Genomic DNA, 16675 nt, shown 5'->3' with positions numbered 1-16675 from the left:
TTTCTCCTAAACCCAGCACAGCCCCGGCGGCGGGCGCAGCCCTTCGCCGACGTCGACGGCCACCCGGCCATCGACCGGATGACGAGAGGCCACCAGCGGCGGCTCCAGATGATCCACCAGCGAGCCAAACCAGTTGCCAGGCAGATCCCCCTCCCCATGCTGGCCGCCGTCGATATCGATCAGCCGCCAACGGCATAGCGAGGGTGTTTCTTGCCACAGTGCAACGAACAGATCCTGCGTCAGCTGGTAGCCGCCAACCCAGGGAAACGCCGTATCGCCGGCATTGAGCGCACCACCACCCGTCACCGGCGCGCCGTGAGCGTCATGGTCGGCATTGAAGCCGTCCGAGCTTTCTACCCAGCTATTCCAGACATCCTTGCCCCAGCTCCGCTCCATGATGGCCACGCCGTCGATCTTGAGCGCGGCCGTCACCGTGCGGTGGGCGGCATTGGCGATGCGTACGCGCCGGATTGCGCCATCGGGCAAGCTCTCCAGCACACTGATGCTGTAGCTCTGCGTCAGCCGGCTGCGCGCCGTCACCGATACCGCCACCGGCTGGCCGGCGCGGTAGGCAAAGCCGATGACCTTGCTGAATGTGTGATCGTGCGGGTAATACAGCGTGACGTTCTCACCGCCGGGCCAAGTGGCCAGCCCGCTGGCCGTCATGCCGTATGTCGAGCCCCAAGGCACGGCCGGCGCGGTGGCCGATTCCATGCGCAAGCCCTTGCCGGTATCACCGAGATCAACCCACACCGCACGGTCATAGCTGAAAGCATCAAACTGCGCTGGGTGGCCATCATCAGCGGCCAGCGGGGCCAGGATGAACTGCGGCGAGCCGCCCGCTGGCCACGACACCGACAGCTCCACAAACTGGACTGGCGTCCGCCAGAGCAGCTGCCCAACGACCTCGACCTGGAATTGCGTCTCGCCGCCAATAAATACAGCGCGATGCCCGTTTAACGACACTCGCCGCCAGTAGCCGATACCGTCAAATCCCAGCGCCGGCCCGTTGACGACCTCGCCGGATGGCCAGTGCCGCCACTGCACCTTGCCCACCACCCGATTGAAGCAGATGGCCAGATTCCGCCCCGTACCAAAGGACATGAACACCGTCGCATCGGGATTCCAGCCGGCATAGAGCGGCTGGCCGTAGAGATTGCCGCCAGCGAACAGGGCATAGCTCAACCACCAGTGCCCGGCAGCCTGCTCTGCTGGCAGGCCCGCATCAGCAGGTGGCACAAAGCCCGGCACGTCGATGCGATAGCAATCGCCGCGCGTCGGCTGCGCATAAGGCACCGTTGCGCCATTCGGCAGCGTTAACACCCCATTGCGACACAGGCCATGCTGACAATGCCCCGTCCGTCCGTAAGCGAAGGGCAGCGGCCCAACCAGATCAGCCTGCAGGGTTCGCATAGTTGAGCACCACTTCGCGCTTGGACGCGTCTTTGAATGTCACCGACTTGATCGGCTGATAGGCAACCTGCAGCAAGCCATCCGTGGTCACCGCAGTTGTCGTTGGGTAATACTCGCGCGACTGTTCCGTCAGCGGCGAGTCGATGCCACTCCCTGCAGAGGCTTTGCTGCTTGCTGGCGCGACTGCCTTGCCCGTCTGGCCGGGAATGCCGCCTTTGGCTGGCAAGGGCGGGAGCCGCTTCTGTCTGTCCTGCGGCTGCTGCAAGGTTTTGCCTATCGTTGCCGCTTCTTCACGAGTGAGTCCGCTCACAGGCTGACCTCCTTGATCAGGGTGGATTGAAACGTGATACCGGTGTGCTCTCCCAGCGCGATGCCCCGGCAGTCCACCTCCAGCCAGAAACCAAGCACCCCATCCAGTTGTGACGGAAGCTGCAATGCCGTGCCTGGGATAGCTGTCGCCAAGCCGCTCTGCGTCAGCGACAGTTTCCAAGCACCGGCCGAGATGTCAGATGTCCCACCCAGCATCAACTGGATAGCCTGGCCATCAGCCGACATCGCCCGCTTGCCGGCAGCTGGTCCGACAAATAGTGGCATCTGCACCGGGGCAGCAAGGTCGTCATTGATGCCGCTAAGTCGCAAGGTATCGACCAGGTTTGTACGTCCGGCGTCGTAATACAGTGCAAAAGTGATTGCCATCGTTACCTCAATTCGAACGGATCAACGGGAATGGCGACCGACAAGGCGTAGCTCATTAGCCGGTCGACAGGGTCTGTCAGGTAGGCATCGACGGGCGGTGTCGACAGGGAGACCGAGCGCGGGTATTGCGAGTCCCTGTCGCCCATTGCTCCCGTCGTCCATGCCGTTCCGTCAATCAAGCTGCCACGACCCTCCCATGCCGACGGGACTGCCGCATTCTGACTACCGCTGTAGTTGGCTGCGCCGGTGATGACCGGGCTGAGCAAGGGATCATCCGGAGCGGTACCCGCAGCCACGAGCGACGAGATGGCCAGCTCTACCTCCATGCGGGACTGACCGGTCTGGATGCTGTATCGCTCAACAAAACGGGCAACCTTACCGACTGCATGCAGGTCATGCGTGGACACCTCATAGCGTCGGGTCAGATCCATGGTCAGGTCAGCCCACAGCGTCATGGCCACGCGGCTGGCGCGATGGCTGGCCAGTATCTGGCGCCTCGCCTTGGCCGCAAGGTAGAGGATGGCGTTTTCAGCATCCGCACGTGACATGCCGGGCAGTGATACCAAGTCCGTCGAGTCTGTAATTACGGGTTCAGCCTTGATGTCTTTTTCCCAGGCATCGGCGTTGAAATGGCTGGTCGCATCGGCCGCCGCCGTTTGGCCCTGCGCTTTGCGGGTGCCGAGTCGCGCAATAGAGTCCGGCGCGGAAACGCTGATCCGCCAGCGTTCGGTTACAGGCTGAGCAACGCGTCTGGTCAATTCCAGCGTGGCGGACTCACAGCGTGGGTCTGCAGCCGGATCCCCGGTGTACTCGTTTTTGTAGATCAGCACCTCGGCGACATCGGTACCGCTACTGGAGCTGCCCTCATGCACGATGCCATTGGTGTCGACGTAGCCCACCACCTGCGTGCCTTGTTTCGGCGAAGTGTAGGTGGCCTTGTTTAGCGTCCAACCGGATTGGCTGGCGGCGCTTTCGAACAGCTGGCGTTCCGGAAGGATGAAAGCGTGATGGTTTCGCCCCAAGACCAGTTCGGGATAGGTGATCCCCATGGACCACTGGTAGATGGATTTTTTCTGGTGCAGCCGGTAGTAGCGATATTCGAAGCTGACATCCGTGCTGGCCACCTTCTCGACCACCGGGGCAGTGGCTGCGCCAAGGTCAGCCTCAGCCTTGCTGGCCACGACAAAAGACGTGCCCCAGGCCTCCCACGTCCAGCTGCCCTCAACATGGATGTGTGGCGTATGCACACCCAGTGCCAGTGGGAGTCGGGGCTGCACCTGAAACTTGCCATCTGCGCCGGCTGCGGTGGTCATGCTCTGACCAGCCAGCGTGACTGTCACCACTGCACCAGGCTCAACCGTACCGCCAATCAGCGGCCGGTTATTGGCGGTGATATTGTCAGTCGCACTTTTGCCGGTATCGTTTGCGGCATTGTGTACCAGCCCGCAAATGGCTGTAGCCGACACGCCGCCCAGACTGACCGTGTCATTTGTCACCAGATTGACCACGTCAGTCAGGCTCACCGGCCGGGGCTGCAGCGTGCCGTCGATGATGTCGTCGTCGGTGACCGTGACATCGGTACCACTACGATTCCAGAGCGTCATGCGAGGATTGCCGAAGGCATCCAGATCCCAACTGCCGGCCACCGTAGCCAGCCGTGCTTCGGCATACTGCAAGCTATTGGCCGCTTCGCTTTCCACCAGATCCGACCAGTACCCGCCGAGCATTGCCGCCAGATCAGCGCGACTGGTGCTGGCCAGCAAGTCATGCCGGCGATCAGCGGCATGCAGCACCATCGTCCCAGACTCCAGATCCGGCACCGGCAGCATGACCTTGCCGCTGAAGCGCCGCACCCAAGCTGCCCCCGGCGCGGGGCGGGCTTCCACTAACATGACCTGACCGCTGTAGCTGGCCAGCGTGTCGCCGGCGACTAGGCTGAGCGTGACGCTGGCGATCCGCGCCGCACCTTCTTCGGCTTCGATTTCAATCGTGCCCTGCAATCTGTCCGATAAGTCCGTCTCACCGACGACAAGACGTACATCCCAACCGCTGGCAGCGAGTGACTTTGGCAGCACAGTCAGCGCCACCTGTACCGACAGTTGCCCGCTCGGCAAGCCGGTCACGCTCAATACAACCGGTACGGCAAGTGCGCCGGTGTCGGGTTGCGGCGCTACACCCCCGGCGCTGGCCAGGGCATTGATAGCGCTACTATTGAGGGCAGAGCCGTTGATCATCTCAAGCCTCTTCCAGCGTTAGCGTCCAGTTGTAGTCTCCGCCGCGCGGATCTCCTTGCTCTGTCAGCGTCAGGTAGCCGGTCAGCTGCGGCCAGTACCAGCAGACATAGCTGTCGGCCTGTGGGTGGGGAGTCAACGCCAGCGTGGAACCATTCAATGCAGATGCTGTGCGAACCAGCTCGCCGCCCACTACGGCAAAGCCGCGCGGCGGGATGTCCTGCCGTTGGGCCGGCAACTGAAACACCGGCTGGGCTGACTGCAGCGCGCGGGCCGACACGCAATCCAGCGTGTGCAGCACCGTCTGGTCCACGCCTGAAAACGGCGCAACCCGCCAGCCGCTGCCGCTAAGCACGGTCTTGAGCTTTTGCCAATGCACCTGCAGCCGGGCGCGGCCATTCCTGGAACGCGACAAGTCTCGGCCGCCCAGCGTTTCGTAGGTCTGCTGAACCTTGACCGTAGCCAGGATCGGCACCTTGAGCCCATCCAGTGCAAAAAACTGTGCATTGCGATTTGCATTCATGGTTTATTTGCCGAATTTAAGGTTGTGTTTTAACGCGGCATCATGCAGCTGTTTAACCGACGTATCCGGGGCCTGCATGGCAATGGGTGCGGATTCGCCTGGCAGCCAGAGATTGAACGTATGGCCAGACGGGCCGGCGGCACTACTGGTATCCGCCTGCAGGGAGGGCATGGCTGATACCGCGCGGCTGACTGCCGGCAGGCTGCCTGCCATGCCGCCCTGGGCAAAGCGAGGCAAGCGGCGCTGGTTGATCGCATGCAGCAATTCCGGCCCGTAGTACTGGGTTGCTGCTGCCTTCACCACGAATTCACCATTGCTTAACCAACTGAGGATGCTGTCGGATGTGCCGGTGCCGGGGCCTTGAATGGCACCACCTTCGGCATTGGACTGGATGGGGAGACCGGCCTGCATGCGCGCAGCCTGCAGGTTGGCGGCCATATCGTTGCCGCCCACGTAGTTGACCGGGATCTTGAGCGGTCGCCGATTCAGTTGCTGCTGGGTCTCATCCAGATACTGGCTGAGATTCGATTGGGACTTCGGCGTGTCGACCTGCGGCGCGACTGTCGGCGACGGCTTGCTGCTACCCTCTGTCGTTGGGCCGGGATTCAGCTCGGAGAGCGGTCGCTCAGGCAACCCCAGCCCTTGCCGCGCCTCTGTGCGGTTCTTGGCGTCAGTCGCTACATCAACACCAATATTGACCTTGCGTAGTGCAGCCTCCTGTTGAATCTTGGTCATGATGCTGTCCAGCTCCCGAATGGCCTCCTTCTCGTTAAACGAGAAGTTGATATCCAGCTTTTTCACCCGGTCGGCAGCATCCTTGATCGACTGAAGCAGGGCGAGGCTCTCGGCCAGAGAGACTTTGGCATTCTTCTCCTGCCCGGCATCCAGTGTGTCCTGTGCCCGGCTGGCCTGATCGTTGAACAGGTTGAATTCGCCTTGGGTGATCTTGCCGCTGCTGCGCAGGGCATTGATGGTGTCCATCAGCTTACTGAAGGCAGTCTCAGCCGCTGTCGCATCGCGAGTGGCTGCCCGCATGTCGCCATCAAGACCGGTTTTGCTGGCCAGCCGCTGACTATCCAACGCCTTTCTCGCTAGGTCCTGGGCTTTGCGCAGCCCATCGTAGTAGTCAGTGACGCCTTGTGGCTCCGCAGCCTTGGCAGCTGGGTCCACTGCCTTATTCGCCGCCCAACTGTCCTGGTGCTTTTGGCGCGCGGCAACTGCAGCCTGTAGTTGCTCGTTAGCGCGCTCATACAGCTTTTGCTCACGCGCGAGGTCGGCGGCAAGATTCTCCAGTGCGCCCTGCCTGGCTGCCTTCAACACAGCAGCGCCGTCCGTTTCCATCTTCAGGCGTTCAGCCTTGACGGCAGCGACATCATTCAATGCTTTTTTGTAGAGACTCGCTTCCTTCAGGCGATCCTGGTATTGCTGGTCGGCATCAGAGTTGCCGCCAGCATGGGTGACTTCCTGCGCTCTGGCCACCGCCATCCTGTGCTGCAGGTCATAGGCGCGCTGGACGTTCTCGTTGTATGCCTTGAGCTGATCCTCGGTCATGGCCATCAGCTCTTCTTTGGACAGGATGCGAGTCGCCGAGCCGGTGCTGTAAGAAGGCTTGCCATCTTTATCGCGAGCCGCCTCACGCTGCAGGCGAATAATCTCCTTCAGGTGCTCCTCTTTGCGCGCCAGCGCTGCCGACTCCAGCTCATGCAGGGCGATGGTATCGGGGATGACCTTAGTCGCGACTTGGTAGGCGAGCGCCATAACCGAGCCAATCAAAGTCACCTTGGTCGCAACAGTCCCCAGCAGCGGCATCACACGGCTGCCGCCATACGTCATTTCAGCGGTCAGCCCACTCCAGCCTTTGCTTGCTACCTGCGCACTCTTTGCGATGGTGTCGCCAGCCAGCTTGCTGGCTTTGCTCAATAGTCCGGCTTGCGCCACTGCGCTGCCGGTTGCTACAACTTCACCCGCAGTGCCTGGCGCTGTCTTGGCCAATCGGTAAACGTCCACCATGCCCTCAGCACCAACGGCAACCTGCGAGACACTAGCGGCCGGCTTGACCGCCTTGCGCGCGACTCCGCCCTTGGCCAGGCTGAGCACATCGCCAATCGTCTCGGCCTCTTTCATCGCCGCCAGCGCGGCAGCGGCTTTACGGGCGGCGGCAGCGAACTTCAGCAGATCCTCGGCCAGCCCAACAAACAGTCGCTTGCCTGCGAGTCCGCCATAGATGAGGGCGATGCCGGCAATGGCGTCGCGATGTTCAACCAGGAATCGCCCCGTGGCCAGCGCCGCCTTGCCCAGTGCGGTCAGCGCATCAGCGATATCACGGGCGATCTGGCCCAGTTCCCCGGTCTCCTTCATACGCCCGAGTGCCTGGGTCAGCGCTGTGATCTGCTCCTTGGCGAATTGCAGCAGCCCGGCCTGGCCGATGTCGTCCAGGAAGGCCTGCCAGAGGTCGATGGCGTTGGAGACGATGCCATTCCACGTCGCCATCTGCTGGGCGGCGACGCCGGCGGCATCTTTCTCCATGGCTACCATCAAGCCTTCGATGGCGTCACGACCCAGTTGGCCATTCTCGGACATCTTCATCAGCTCAGCCGACGTCTTACCCATGGCGCGCGAGAGCAGATCCCAGACCGGTACGCCGGCTTCATTGAGCTGCATGATCTCTTCGCCCTGCAGCTTCTGCTTGGTCCAGGCCTGGCCCAGAGCGAGCGTGATGCGCTCCAGCATCTCCTGCGAGCCACCCAGCTTGGCAGCCTGATCAATGATGGCCTGCATGGAACCCTTGGTCGGGTCCAGACCAAAGTTTTTGAGGCGGATATAGGTCTGGGTCAGGTTGGTCACCTGAAACGGCGTATTCATCGCCTGACGCTGGATGTACTTGAAGGCTTCACCACCCTTGGTGGCCGACTTCTCGACAGCTGTCAGCTGGGTGCGTAGCGTCTCAAACTGGCCAGCCGTCGACAGGATCGACTTGGTCAGGGACAGGGCCGCGTTCAGCGACAGCACGGCTCCGGCCATTGCGGCAAACTTGCCGGCGGCGGTGTTGAGGAAGCTGCTACCAGGCAAGGCACCTTGCAGTTCTGCCCGCAACTCCGCGATGCGCGTCTTGGCTGCGGCCGATGCGCGAGCCAGTTCGGCCATGCTGACGTTGGGGTTGCCAGCAAGGCGCGAGAAGGCGGCATTGACTTGCTGCATCTCGCGCTGGATATCAACTTGCGAGCGGACGCCCAGCACTTCGCGGGCATTGCCGGTCCGGCGTACCTGATTCACGGCTGCCGGCGGAGCCATCAGCAGTTGCGCCTCCACCGCACCACCGCGCAGTTCCTGCCGCAAGTCAGCGATCTTGGCCCGAGTGGCTGCCGCCGCGCGATCCAGCTCGGAATGCGACAGTGATCCAGCTTTGGCCAGCCGGTCATATGCCGCCTGCACCAGGCTGATCTCACGATTGATCTCCAGATTGGAACGGACGCCCAGCACATCTCGCGCGGCACCCAGCCTGCGGGTCTGGATGACAGCGCCAGACGCTTTGGCAATTGCCGCCGCCATCTTCTCCTGCTCAGCAGCCAGATTGCGGGTATCGACTCCGGCAGCCGCCAGCGACTGGCGCATGGAAACGACCGCCGAGACTTGGCCACGCATGGCAGCCTCGGTCTTGGAAATGGCAGCTTCGGTCTGTAGCAGCTGCTGGCGCTGCTGCAGGTTGCCGCCATCTTCACCGAGAGCCTTGCGCACTTTCTCAGCAGTCGCTTTCAGCTTCAAGAGCGCGGTGCCGGTGCTGCTGACGTCTTCCTTGGCCAGCTTGAACAGACTGACCTGCCGGGCCTTTTCTCCCATCCCTTTCAATGCCTGGCTATAGACCGTCTCCGCCTTGGTCACGGCAGTGACGAAGTCGGAGGCATTGGCTTTGATCAGGTATTCCAGGGTTTTCATGCGTTGGCTCGGCGGTTCAGATCATCAATCACGGATTGAAAAAAACGCAGCGGATAGGCGGCAGCGTTCGGGTGCTTGGCCTCGATCAGACGACCGAGATTGATTTCGAGTTGGGTCAGTTGCTCAACTGGGTCAGGGCGGCTATCTCCGCCCGATCCTTCGCAGCCTGCAGCCGATCCCGCATCCCGAAAAAAAGCGGGTTCAGCTCCTTGCACTTGTCGCGTAACGCTTGCAGCTCCGAGTCGGTCAAGCTGTCCAGGACAGCCGGCCCCATGGGGGCCATGGCCAACAGTTCCTGCAGGTTGGCATCAGGCAGCAGCATTGACGCCAGGATGACCTCAACGGCATCGCTGGCTGCGGGATCAATGAGTTGCCCCTGCTGGTTGGCCGCCTCGAGCAAAATGGCGCGGATATCGCCGACGGTCAGTTCGCGGATGGTGATGCTGTGCTCGCCGATGGGGATGGTTTTTTCGATACGCATGGACTGCTCCAGGGCGTGGCAGCGCCACGCCCATCAGGGTGAAGATCAGGTGGTGAGCAGCGTCTCGCGGACCCACTGGGAAATGCCGTCACCGGTCTGGCGCGGATCCGCCAGCACTTCGAACTTCAGCGAGCTGCTGCGAAAGTCCTTGCCCAGCAGGGCGTATTTGTCCGGGAAACCGAACTTGCCCCGGAACACCTCCACTACCACGTCCCGGCGGTTGGCCTTGTTAATTCCGTGAAAGAGCAGGCTGCGCTCTTTACCGGAGCCCACCAGCCAGTCCACGACGCTGGCAGCGCGCGACTTGTAGCTGATCTTGATCTTCGATCCTTCTACGATGCTGCCGCCCTTGAGCGGGATGATGCCGAGTGCGGTCGGGAAGTAATCCTTGCCAGCCACATACGGCTGGCCACCGGCGGAAGGCATGACCTGGTAGTCACCCGCACCGATGTTTTTGAGCGGCACCAACTGACCAAGCGCAGCGGTCTGCTCTTCATCAGTGACCGTCTTCTCGTCGCGCGTGGTCGCTGCGCCTTGGGTCATCTCGGCGATGATGTCCGGCTGGAAGGTCTTGACGGCAAAGTCCAGCGTCACGGCCTTGACGTTGTAGAGCTTGTCGTAATTGCCCGAACCCGAATACGAGTCGGCCAGCTCCTGGGTTTCCTGCTCAATGGTCAGGTCGGCGGTTTCCACCATGGCGAAGGGCGTGTACTTGTCCTCGCCATAGGCGGACATCAAAAACTGGCCGGAAACCGAAAACGAGTGCTTTTGGGTATCCGGCAAAAAGGCTGCGAAACTCATGCTTCGGTCTCCTGCGGGTTGTTAATGCTGGGTTTGGTACTGCGGGGAGCGGGTTCGGCAATCTGGTGCTGCTGCATCCAGTCGGCCACGTGCTCGTTAACATGCAACTCGGCGTCAGCCGGATGCGTCTCCCCGGCGTGGGTATGCTCCCGGAGCAACTTCACTCGGGTTTCCATGTGGCCTCCTATGCGTAAAAGTCGGCGTTAAACATCAGGGGGAAGAAACCCCAACCATTGGGGTAAATGGCAGCCGGCGGCGTTGCTCCCTTGATCGGGTCATACAGGCCTGGATCCGGCGACCAGCCAAGCAGCGCCTCTCTGACCTTGGCCAGCAGGTCGCCTGCCGTAGTAAGAAGTTGGTCAGGCGTCCCTTGTACGGCCAGCACCACCATCCACTGCTGCACCAGGTGTTCCATGCCATCCGGCGCGTCCCCGTTTTGCGGGATGGCGTCCCGGACGTAGATGACATACAGGGACGGTGATACCAGTCCTTGCCCGGAGAGGTCCGGCAGATCGCTACGCAGGGCAATATTGCGCACATCCTGTATCTCGGCCTTGAGCCGCTGGGTGATCAGCCGGCCCAATGCGAGGTGGTCCGGGCGCATCAGTAGCCCCTCATGGTGCGGCGGGTGAACAGGCGGCGAGATCCGTCCACAATCACCTTGCCGGTCGCGCTAGCAGGTGCCTTGGCTTCCGGCAGACCGAGCGAAACTAGACCGGTAGATACGTTTTTTAACCATTGCACCCCGTCCTTGTAGCGCGCAGTGACTTCCTCACCAGGCGCATCTGTCATCAGGAAGTAGCGGACCAGATCAGCGGCAACGCGCCCGAGCGACGGCGGCACGGTCGGTACTGGCAGCACATAGCGCTTGCCGATATAGGAGTCGATCAGGTCGGCAGCATCCGCCAGCGCGCGGCTTACCTTCGGCTGATCAATCTCGCCGGTATTGGTCGGGTCCGTCACCGCGAGCAGAAAGCCTTGGCCGAAACGCTCTTCCAGGCTTTGCGCGGTGATGTAGGGAGTAGAAGTAGACATGCCCGCATTGTGCGGGCATGGGGGAAAGCAAAAAGCGGGGAAAGGGTTCGGTAGCTGGCGCTAGCGGCCAATGTCTTTGAGCCGCTGCTGTAGGCGGTGCTCAAGGCCTTCACGGAAGAGGATGCCGCCGACTTCAACGAGTTGCGCCATATCGTCTTCAGACAAAATGCCCTGATTCAGGGAAAGCCAAACGGCCAGCATGACCGTGGCGTCTTCGACGTTCGTTTGCCGGCCACACGCATCCAGCATTTGGGCATGTGCTTCAAACAAAGCAATCATGGGGTGAGTGCCCACTCTGGCCTCCTGAAAGCTATTTTCAGAGCTATCTCGGTTTGGTTACCAGCTTAACCCTACTGATCATGCTTTTGAGGTGGAATCCCTTTATACATTACGCGCACTGCAACCATCAATTCATGCCTCTCTGGTGATGACAGATGAAGCTCCCCCATATCGAACCATGCCTCAACAAGGCTGAATGCCTCTTCAAATGAAGACGCCGAGCGAAGAATGGTCATTAACTCCGTATTGTTGCGAAAGTAACCCAAATGGCCGTGCAGCTTGTTATCCAAAATAGCTCCAGCATAGTGTCTTGATATCGAGGATGTCTGATGCATGCTTTTCACCAGGATCCGCATTAACAACGACATTGGCATTCGATGTCAATCCACCACTTTAACTATTTCTTCCTCGTGACTTCCATGATGGATCGATACAGCATGCATAAGTACTCTCCCTGACTCACAGCATCGGCCAGTGCATCATGGGCTACCTTGGTGTACTTGGTATATGTTGGCGCAACTTCAATACCCAGCAACTCCTGCATCCAGCGCAGATCTTCTTCGCGGGTGCGATGACTCCGGGGCTCATAGAAGCGCCATGGAGGAATGAGGCCAAGCGCCTGATACTTGTCATTCAGGATGGCAATATCGAAATCAGGGTCCCGAGTGATAATTTGGGCGGATGTTGCAACAGCTTTTGCACTGGCAATCCAGTCAGATAACTGATTCAGCGCATCCCTCAGCAAGTGCGTGGACCTGTCTTGGAACAAACCCAGCCCGGCCACGTGCTCATGGCCCTGCTTGATGTGCCAGAGCATGGTGTCAACATCGCTGATGCCGTACTTCAACGTATCATCTACATCAATCAGAAGTGACAGACGCAGGTCGGTTTGCTCGACACCATCGACGAACAGGGCCGCGCCAATAGCGATCACGGCTGCCTCGGGTACCTTCTGGTGTAGGGTTTCGATATCCAGGGAAATCAGAGCAGGGATGGTGGTCATGCGACAAGTCTCCTTTGGCTGGCATTGTCACATGACAACCCGGAAACGTCATAAAAAAAGCCTGCCAGCCGGCAGGCTTTATCTCAAGATCAGTATCCCCACCTGCGCGGTTCAATGAGTCCGATCCAGACAAGGAAACCGGCCACAATACCGAGCACGCTCCCCCAGAATTCAAACGTCAGGACTTGAGCCACGACTTCTGGGCTTCTCCCTGCACGCAGATCCTCAAAACTGGGGACCGCCCCGAGTTGATAGGAAAGTTCGGTCCAGCCATTGGGGACCACTATCCACAACAGCAGTATGGCAGCGATGACGGCATGGGAGAGAGCCGCCCCCTTTTCCAATCCGCTTTCAATGGCAAGCCGGGCAAGACAATAGACTGCAGCCAGCATCAGGAAGGATTTTCCGCCATCCCGTACAAGTGCGGTGATGTAATCAAAAAAATTCATCTGCAACCTCATATGCAAAATTTCCGGTTAAATTTAAACCGTATGCATACGTTACCATCCCGATTTTCGATTTCAAAATAACTCCCACCACAAAGCACATTGCAATCTCAGTTGCGTATGATCAGCTCGGAGCTGGGCTTGCTTTTGTTCGCATTGACGCTGTACTGGATCGCTACTTGCTCGGTCCTGAAACTGGAGAACACGTCACGGATGTCCGGGTGGTCATTGATGCTGAGGATGACCTTTCCCTGGCAGGTACGCATGAATTCCGCCAGCGCGACATACTCCTCAAACCCGAAAGGAACACCGTAACCAGTCGTCTGCCAGTACGGCGGATCGGCGTAGAACAGGGTGCCCGGCCTGTCGTATTTTTGCATGCAGGCTTTCCAGTCCAGATGCTCAATGTAGGTTCGGGACAAGCGCAGATGCGCCGCAGACAGCTCCTCCTCGAGGCGCAATAGATTTAGCCGGGGTGGCGTGGTGGCGGCAGTGCCAAAGTTACGTCCCTGCACCTTGGCCCCAAAGGCCATTTTCTGCAGGTAGTAGAAACGGGCGGCACGCTGGATGTCGGTGAGGGTTTCTTCCGGGGTGATCTGCAGCCACTTGTACATCTCACGCGAGATCAAGGCCCATTTGAATTGCCTGGTGAATTCCTCCAGATGGTGGCGAACCACCCGATAGAGGTTCACGACGTCCCCGGAGACGTCGTTGAGCACCTCGACCTTGGAAGGCGCCTTCATGAAATAGAGGGCTGCCGCCCCGCAAAACGGCTCCACATAGCAGGTGTGCTCCGGGAACAGCGGCAGCAAGGTTTTGGCAAGGCGGCGCTTACCGCCGAGCCACGGAATGATCGGTAGGTTTTGCATCAGGTCGTGTCCTGTCTGGCACGCCCTGGTGCTCTGGAGTGTGGCTCGTGGCCTTGAAGTGATTCATCGCCCGGCAGCGCGGGCATTTGATGTGAAGGGTCAGGTACTGGCCTTCCGCCAGTTTGCGGCCGCATTGGCCACAGCGAATTTCGTTTTCCATTCTCTGCAAGGTCTTTAAAACCCGGTAAACTGGCCAGGCTTTCGTGCACGAAAGTGGCAGCCTCGGGTTGGCTTGCAGCTACGGTCTGCAGTCAGCTGGCCGGCGCAGTGTCCCCACACTGCGCCGGTCGCTGTCTCTCTCTCGCCTTACGGCGTCATCAGGTCAGTTTGAGTTCCACCAGCACGCCCGGACGGGCGCACAGCGGCAACGGGTTGGACTGGGTGTGCATGTCCACACCGCGATCAAAGTCCGTGTTCCGGATCTTGGCGTAGTACGGCTGCCCCAGCGTGCCGACCGCCTCCATGAAGTCTGCCGGCGCGTCATACATCAGGAAGGTCTGACGCGTACCGAGCGGGATAGCATGGCCAGTGCCGGCATTGATCAGCGGCACCATGGTCTTGCCGTCCGCCTTCGGGACTTCGCCGGTGTATTCTTCAAAGGTGATGCCACCGAACTTGAAGCCACTGCGGACATCGCCACCAATGTTCTCCTGCGCGGCCGCCCAGCCCTGGAACGCCTTTTCCACATTCGGATGAGTGGTGAATGCATCCATGAAGTCCGCATCGACCCAGGTCTTGATGCCGGTCGAGATATCACCCAACAGGTTCTTCTCAATATGGCGGCACACGTCGGCGCAGGCCTTCTTCACGTTAAAGGCCGGATCCGACAACTTGAATTCAATCACCTTCTTCTGGAGGTTGAACTCCTTGAACAGGTCGTACATCAGCTCGCCGTCGCCATCCAGAATCTTGCCCTTGATGGCACCCAGCATCATCCATTCCTGAGTCAGGTCATGGCGGACCTTCATGTCCTGCAGGTGGTTGTTGATCACGTTGGCCACATCCGACACCGTCAGCGTATCGCTGCTGCCAAAGGCGCGGGAGCCAATCAGCTCCGCTGCCAAAATGGTGTCATCGTGTGGAATGTGCGGGACACCAAAGTACTTCACGTTGCGCTTGTCGCGCTTGGTGCGCTGACCAGGGCTGCCGACGTCCTGGTTGGCCAGCAGATGGATGCGGCCGCCGGCGTATTCCAGTGCGACGGTGCGGGCATTCACGCCCTTGCGCACGAAGATGCCGCTCTGACCTACCTTGGAATAGGTGTTGGGCAACAGTCGGATGGCGTCAGTCAGGCTGGCGACGCTAAACGCCGGATCCTGCAGCAGGTCTGCAATGGATTGGGGCATGTCGAATTTCCTTTGCGATAGAAAGCGGGACGGTGACGCTTAGTCGCCGGCGCGCAGGACGATACGGATACCACGGGCCGACAGTTGGCGACTGACGTGGCGGAAGTGAGCCGGTTGGCTGGACTGGGCAGCCTGCAGTTCGGGCAGGGTATCCAGCGCCACCACGCAGTCACCGGCGGCGGTGCCTACGTCACGGGAGGCAATGCCGGCATCGGCTGCAGGCAGGTCTTTGCGAGTGACCCCCAGCACGTACGCCAGCGGGTTGTCACCCGCTTTCCACGGCACGGCCAGCTCATCGTCCAGCGTTGCCACACCGAGAATGGTGCCGGCAGGCAGCGCATCCGGACCGACTTGCACGGTTTCGCCGTATTCGTCCGGTTCGCCGATCAGCGGGATCTGCGGCGGCAGGGTCTGATTGATCGTCAGGGTTTTCATGTCGTTCCTTTACGGGCCGATGGCCACTGAATAACGGTTACTTGGCAGCTGCGCGGGCTTTGGCATTGGCGATCAGAGCGTTGTCGCCTTTGCCTTGGTCTGCTTGCTGGGTATTGGCCGCGCGGCTGGTTTCCGTCGCACCGGGCTGAATGATCGCCGGCGCTCCTTTAATGAAGTCCTGGAAGGCCTTCATGTCCTGGCTGGCCATGGCGCGGAAGTAACTGCGCGAAGCGGGGGCGATCTTGCCGCCCTTGATGGCGTCATCCAGTGCCTTGTCCAGTTCGCTCTCGCGACTACCCTGCTGCAGTTGCGCCAGGCTGTTGGCCACCCGCTCGTACTCGGCGCGGGGCACGAAGCTGGACATGATGCTGTTGGCTACCGTGATGAGGTCTGCATCAGCAGCTGCGCCGGTAGCCTGACGCAGGCTATTCATGGCGGTCTGAGTCGATGCAGTGACCGACTGCAAGGTCTGGATGGCGGACAGCGCGGCAGCAAGCTTGCTGGCGGCATCCATAGCGTCAGTGATACTGACGCCGAGCTGCTGCAGCAATTGGTCAATCGGGTCCATGCGGTTCTCCTGTGAGTTGAGGGCACGTAGAAACAGATTCGGGTTGTTGGTCAGCCCCACGGATACCAGGCGGACCACGCGGCCGCTGGCGTCAAAATCGAAAACGGGTGACAGATAACGCCACTCCTTGGCCTGAATGGCTGCGCTGGCGGCGGCATTCCACTCCATCCGGGCCCAAGTCTCACCATCCCGGTCTTGCAGCTGCTTGACCCAGGCTGCGGCCGGGGCGCGCTGGCCGGTTTCCAGACACACCATGCTGAGGTGGTCGTAGTCCACGACAGGCTCGATGCCCTGTGCCTGGTTAGCGGCGAACTCGGTCAGAATCGCATTGATGTCAGCGTGCCAAGGGCCACGGCCATCCCGGCCGGAGAAGGTGCCGGCAGGAATGACGGGACACCACTCGGGCACTTCGCCATCCACGCCCAAAGGCAGCGACATGGCGCAACTGGCCCGCTGCATACCGGCAGGCAAGGTGGCATGGTTGAATGCCCTGGAGAGGGCGAGGCGGATCGGGTTCATGGGCTGCATTGTGGGCAGCTACACAAATCCAAAAACGGGGGAATGTGTTCGGTAGAGTTACTTAGTGTTTTGCAGAACGACTAAGCAGTCCTAGCGT

General features: G+C 60.2%; 20 protein-coding genes. All 20 read right to left on the bottom strand.

Features of this window, described 5'->3' with window-relative positions:
• Positions 1-6: 6 nt before the first annotated feature.
• Positions 7-1413 (bottom strand): hypothetical protein, encoded by a 1407-nt coding sequence (locus tag Q0P52_RS04990; RefSeq protein ID WP_293765800.1) that lies wholly within the window; start codon positions 1411-1413, stop codon positions 7-9.
• Positions 1394-1723, bottom strand: a complete 330-nt coding sequence (locus Q0P52_RS04985) for a hypothetical protein (protein WP_293765801.1) — start codon at positions 1721-1723, stop codon at positions 1394-1396. The genes Q0P52_RS04990 and Q0P52_RS04985 overlap by 20 nt, the downstream gene beginning before the upstream one ends.
• Positions 1720-2109, bottom strand: coding sequence for a hypothetical protein (locus Q0P52_RS04980; protein WP_293765802.1), 390 nt, complete (start codon positions 2107-2109; stop codon positions 1720-1722). The genes Q0P52_RS04985 and Q0P52_RS04980 overlap by 4 nt, the downstream gene beginning before the upstream one ends.
• Positions 2110-2111: 2 nt before the next feature.
• Positions 2112-4343: an Ig-like domain-containing protein gene (locus tag Q0P52_RS04975; RefSeq protein ID WP_293765803.1), complete on the bottom strand. Its 2232-nt coding sequence runs from the start codon at positions 4341-4343 to the stop codon at positions 2112-2114.
• 1 nt (position 4344) lies between these two features.
• On the bottom strand, positions 4345-4863 hold the full coding sequence (locus Q0P52_RS04970) for a hypothetical protein (RefSeq protein WP_293765804.1): 519 nt from the start codon (positions 4861-4863) through the stop codon (positions 4345-4347).
• Positions 4864-4866: 3 nt separating this feature from the next.
• Positions 4867-8796 (bottom strand): tape measure protein, encoded by a 3930-nt coding sequence (locus tag Q0P52_RS04965; RefSeq protein WP_293765805.1) that lies wholly within the window; start codon positions 8794-8796, stop codon positions 4867-4869.
• A gap of 115 nt (positions 8797-8911) precedes the next feature.
• Complete coding sequence (locus tag Q0P52_RS04960) at positions 8912-9277, bottom strand: hypothetical protein (protein WP_293765806.1); 366 nt, start codon at positions 9275-9277, stop codon at positions 8912-8914.
• A gap of 45 nt (positions 9278-9322) precedes the next feature.
• A complete protein-coding gene (locus Q0P52_RS04955; RefSeq protein WP_293765807.1) occupies positions 9323-10078 on the bottom strand; it encodes a hypothetical protein in 756 nt (251 codons plus the stop codon).
• Positions 10075-10254: a hypothetical protein gene (locus tag Q0P52_RS04950; RefSeq protein ID WP_293765808.1), complete on the bottom strand. Its 180-nt coding sequence runs from the start codon at positions 10252-10254 to the stop codon at positions 10075-10077. The genes Q0P52_RS04955 and Q0P52_RS04950 overlap by 4 nt, the downstream gene beginning before the upstream one ends.
• A gap of 8 nt (positions 10255-10262) precedes the next feature.
• Positions 10263-10682 (bottom strand): hypothetical protein, encoded by a 420-nt coding sequence (locus Q0P52_RS04945; protein WP_293765809.1) that lies wholly within the window; start codon positions 10680-10682, stop codon positions 10263-10265.
• On the bottom strand, positions 10682-11113 hold the full coding sequence (locus tag Q0P52_RS04940; RefSeq protein WP_293765810.1) for a DUF1320 domain-containing protein: 432 nt from the start codon (positions 11111-11113) through the stop codon (positions 10682-10684). The genes Q0P52_RS04945 and Q0P52_RS04940 overlap by 1 nt, the downstream gene beginning before the upstream one ends.
• A gap of 60 nt (positions 11114-11173) precedes the next feature.
• Positions 11174-11407 (bottom strand): hypothetical protein, encoded by a 234-nt coding sequence (locus tag Q0P52_RS04935; protein ID WP_293813673.1) that lies wholly within the window; start codon positions 11405-11407, stop codon positions 11174-11176.
• Between the two features lie 56 nt (positions 11408-11463).
• Complete coding sequence (locus Q0P52_RS04930) at positions 11464-11727, bottom strand: hypothetical protein (protein WP_293765812.1); 264 nt, start codon at positions 11725-11727, stop codon at positions 11464-11466.
• Between the two features lie 62 nt (positions 11728-11789).
• Positions 11790-12395 (bottom strand): 3'-5' exonuclease, encoded by a 606-nt coding sequence (locus Q0P52_RS04925; protein WP_293765813.1) that lies wholly within the window; start codon positions 12393-12395, stop codon positions 11790-11792.
• Between the two features lie 89 nt (positions 12396-12484).
• Positions 12485-12856 (bottom strand): hypothetical protein, encoded by a 372-nt coding sequence (locus Q0P52_RS04920; RefSeq protein WP_293813672.1) that lies wholly within the window; start codon positions 12854-12856, stop codon positions 12485-12487.
• Positions 12857-12951: 95 nt separating this feature from the next.
• Positions 12952-13710, bottom strand: coding sequence for a DNA adenine methylase (locus Q0P52_RS04915; protein ID WP_293765815.1), 759 nt, complete (start codon positions 13708-13710; stop codon positions 12952-12954).
• Entirely contained in the window at positions 13673-13870 is a 198-nt protein-coding gene (locus tag Q0P52_RS04910; protein WP_293765816.1) for a Com family DNA-binding transcriptional regulator, read from the bottom strand. The genes Q0P52_RS04915 and Q0P52_RS04910 overlap by 38 nt, the downstream gene beginning before the upstream one ends.
• A gap of 157 nt (positions 13871-14027) precedes the next feature.
• A complete protein-coding gene (locus tag Q0P52_RS04905; RefSeq protein WP_293765817.1) occupies positions 14028-15056 on the bottom strand; it encodes a major capsid protein in 1029 nt (342 codons plus the stop codon).
• A 39-nt stretch (positions 15057-15095) separates the two neighbouring features.
• Positions 15096-15491 (bottom strand): hypothetical protein, encoded by a 396-nt coding sequence (locus Q0P52_RS04900; protein ID WP_293765818.1) that lies wholly within the window; start codon positions 15489-15491, stop codon positions 15096-15098.
• A 37-nt stretch (positions 15492-15528) separates the two neighbouring features.
• Positions 15529-16578 (bottom strand): phage protease, encoded by a 1050-nt coding sequence (locus Q0P52_RS04895; RefSeq protein WP_293765819.1) that lies wholly within the window; start codon positions 16576-16578, stop codon positions 15529-15531.
• Between the last annotated feature and the right edge of the window lie 97 nt (positions 16579-16675).

The organism is uncultured Aquitalea sp. (assembly GCF_945957525.1).
Taxonomy (GTDB): Bacteria; Pseudomonadota; Gammaproteobacteria; order Burkholderiales; family Chromobacteriaceae; genus Aquitalea.
This window is presented reverse-complemented; position numbering and strand designations above follow the sequence as displayed.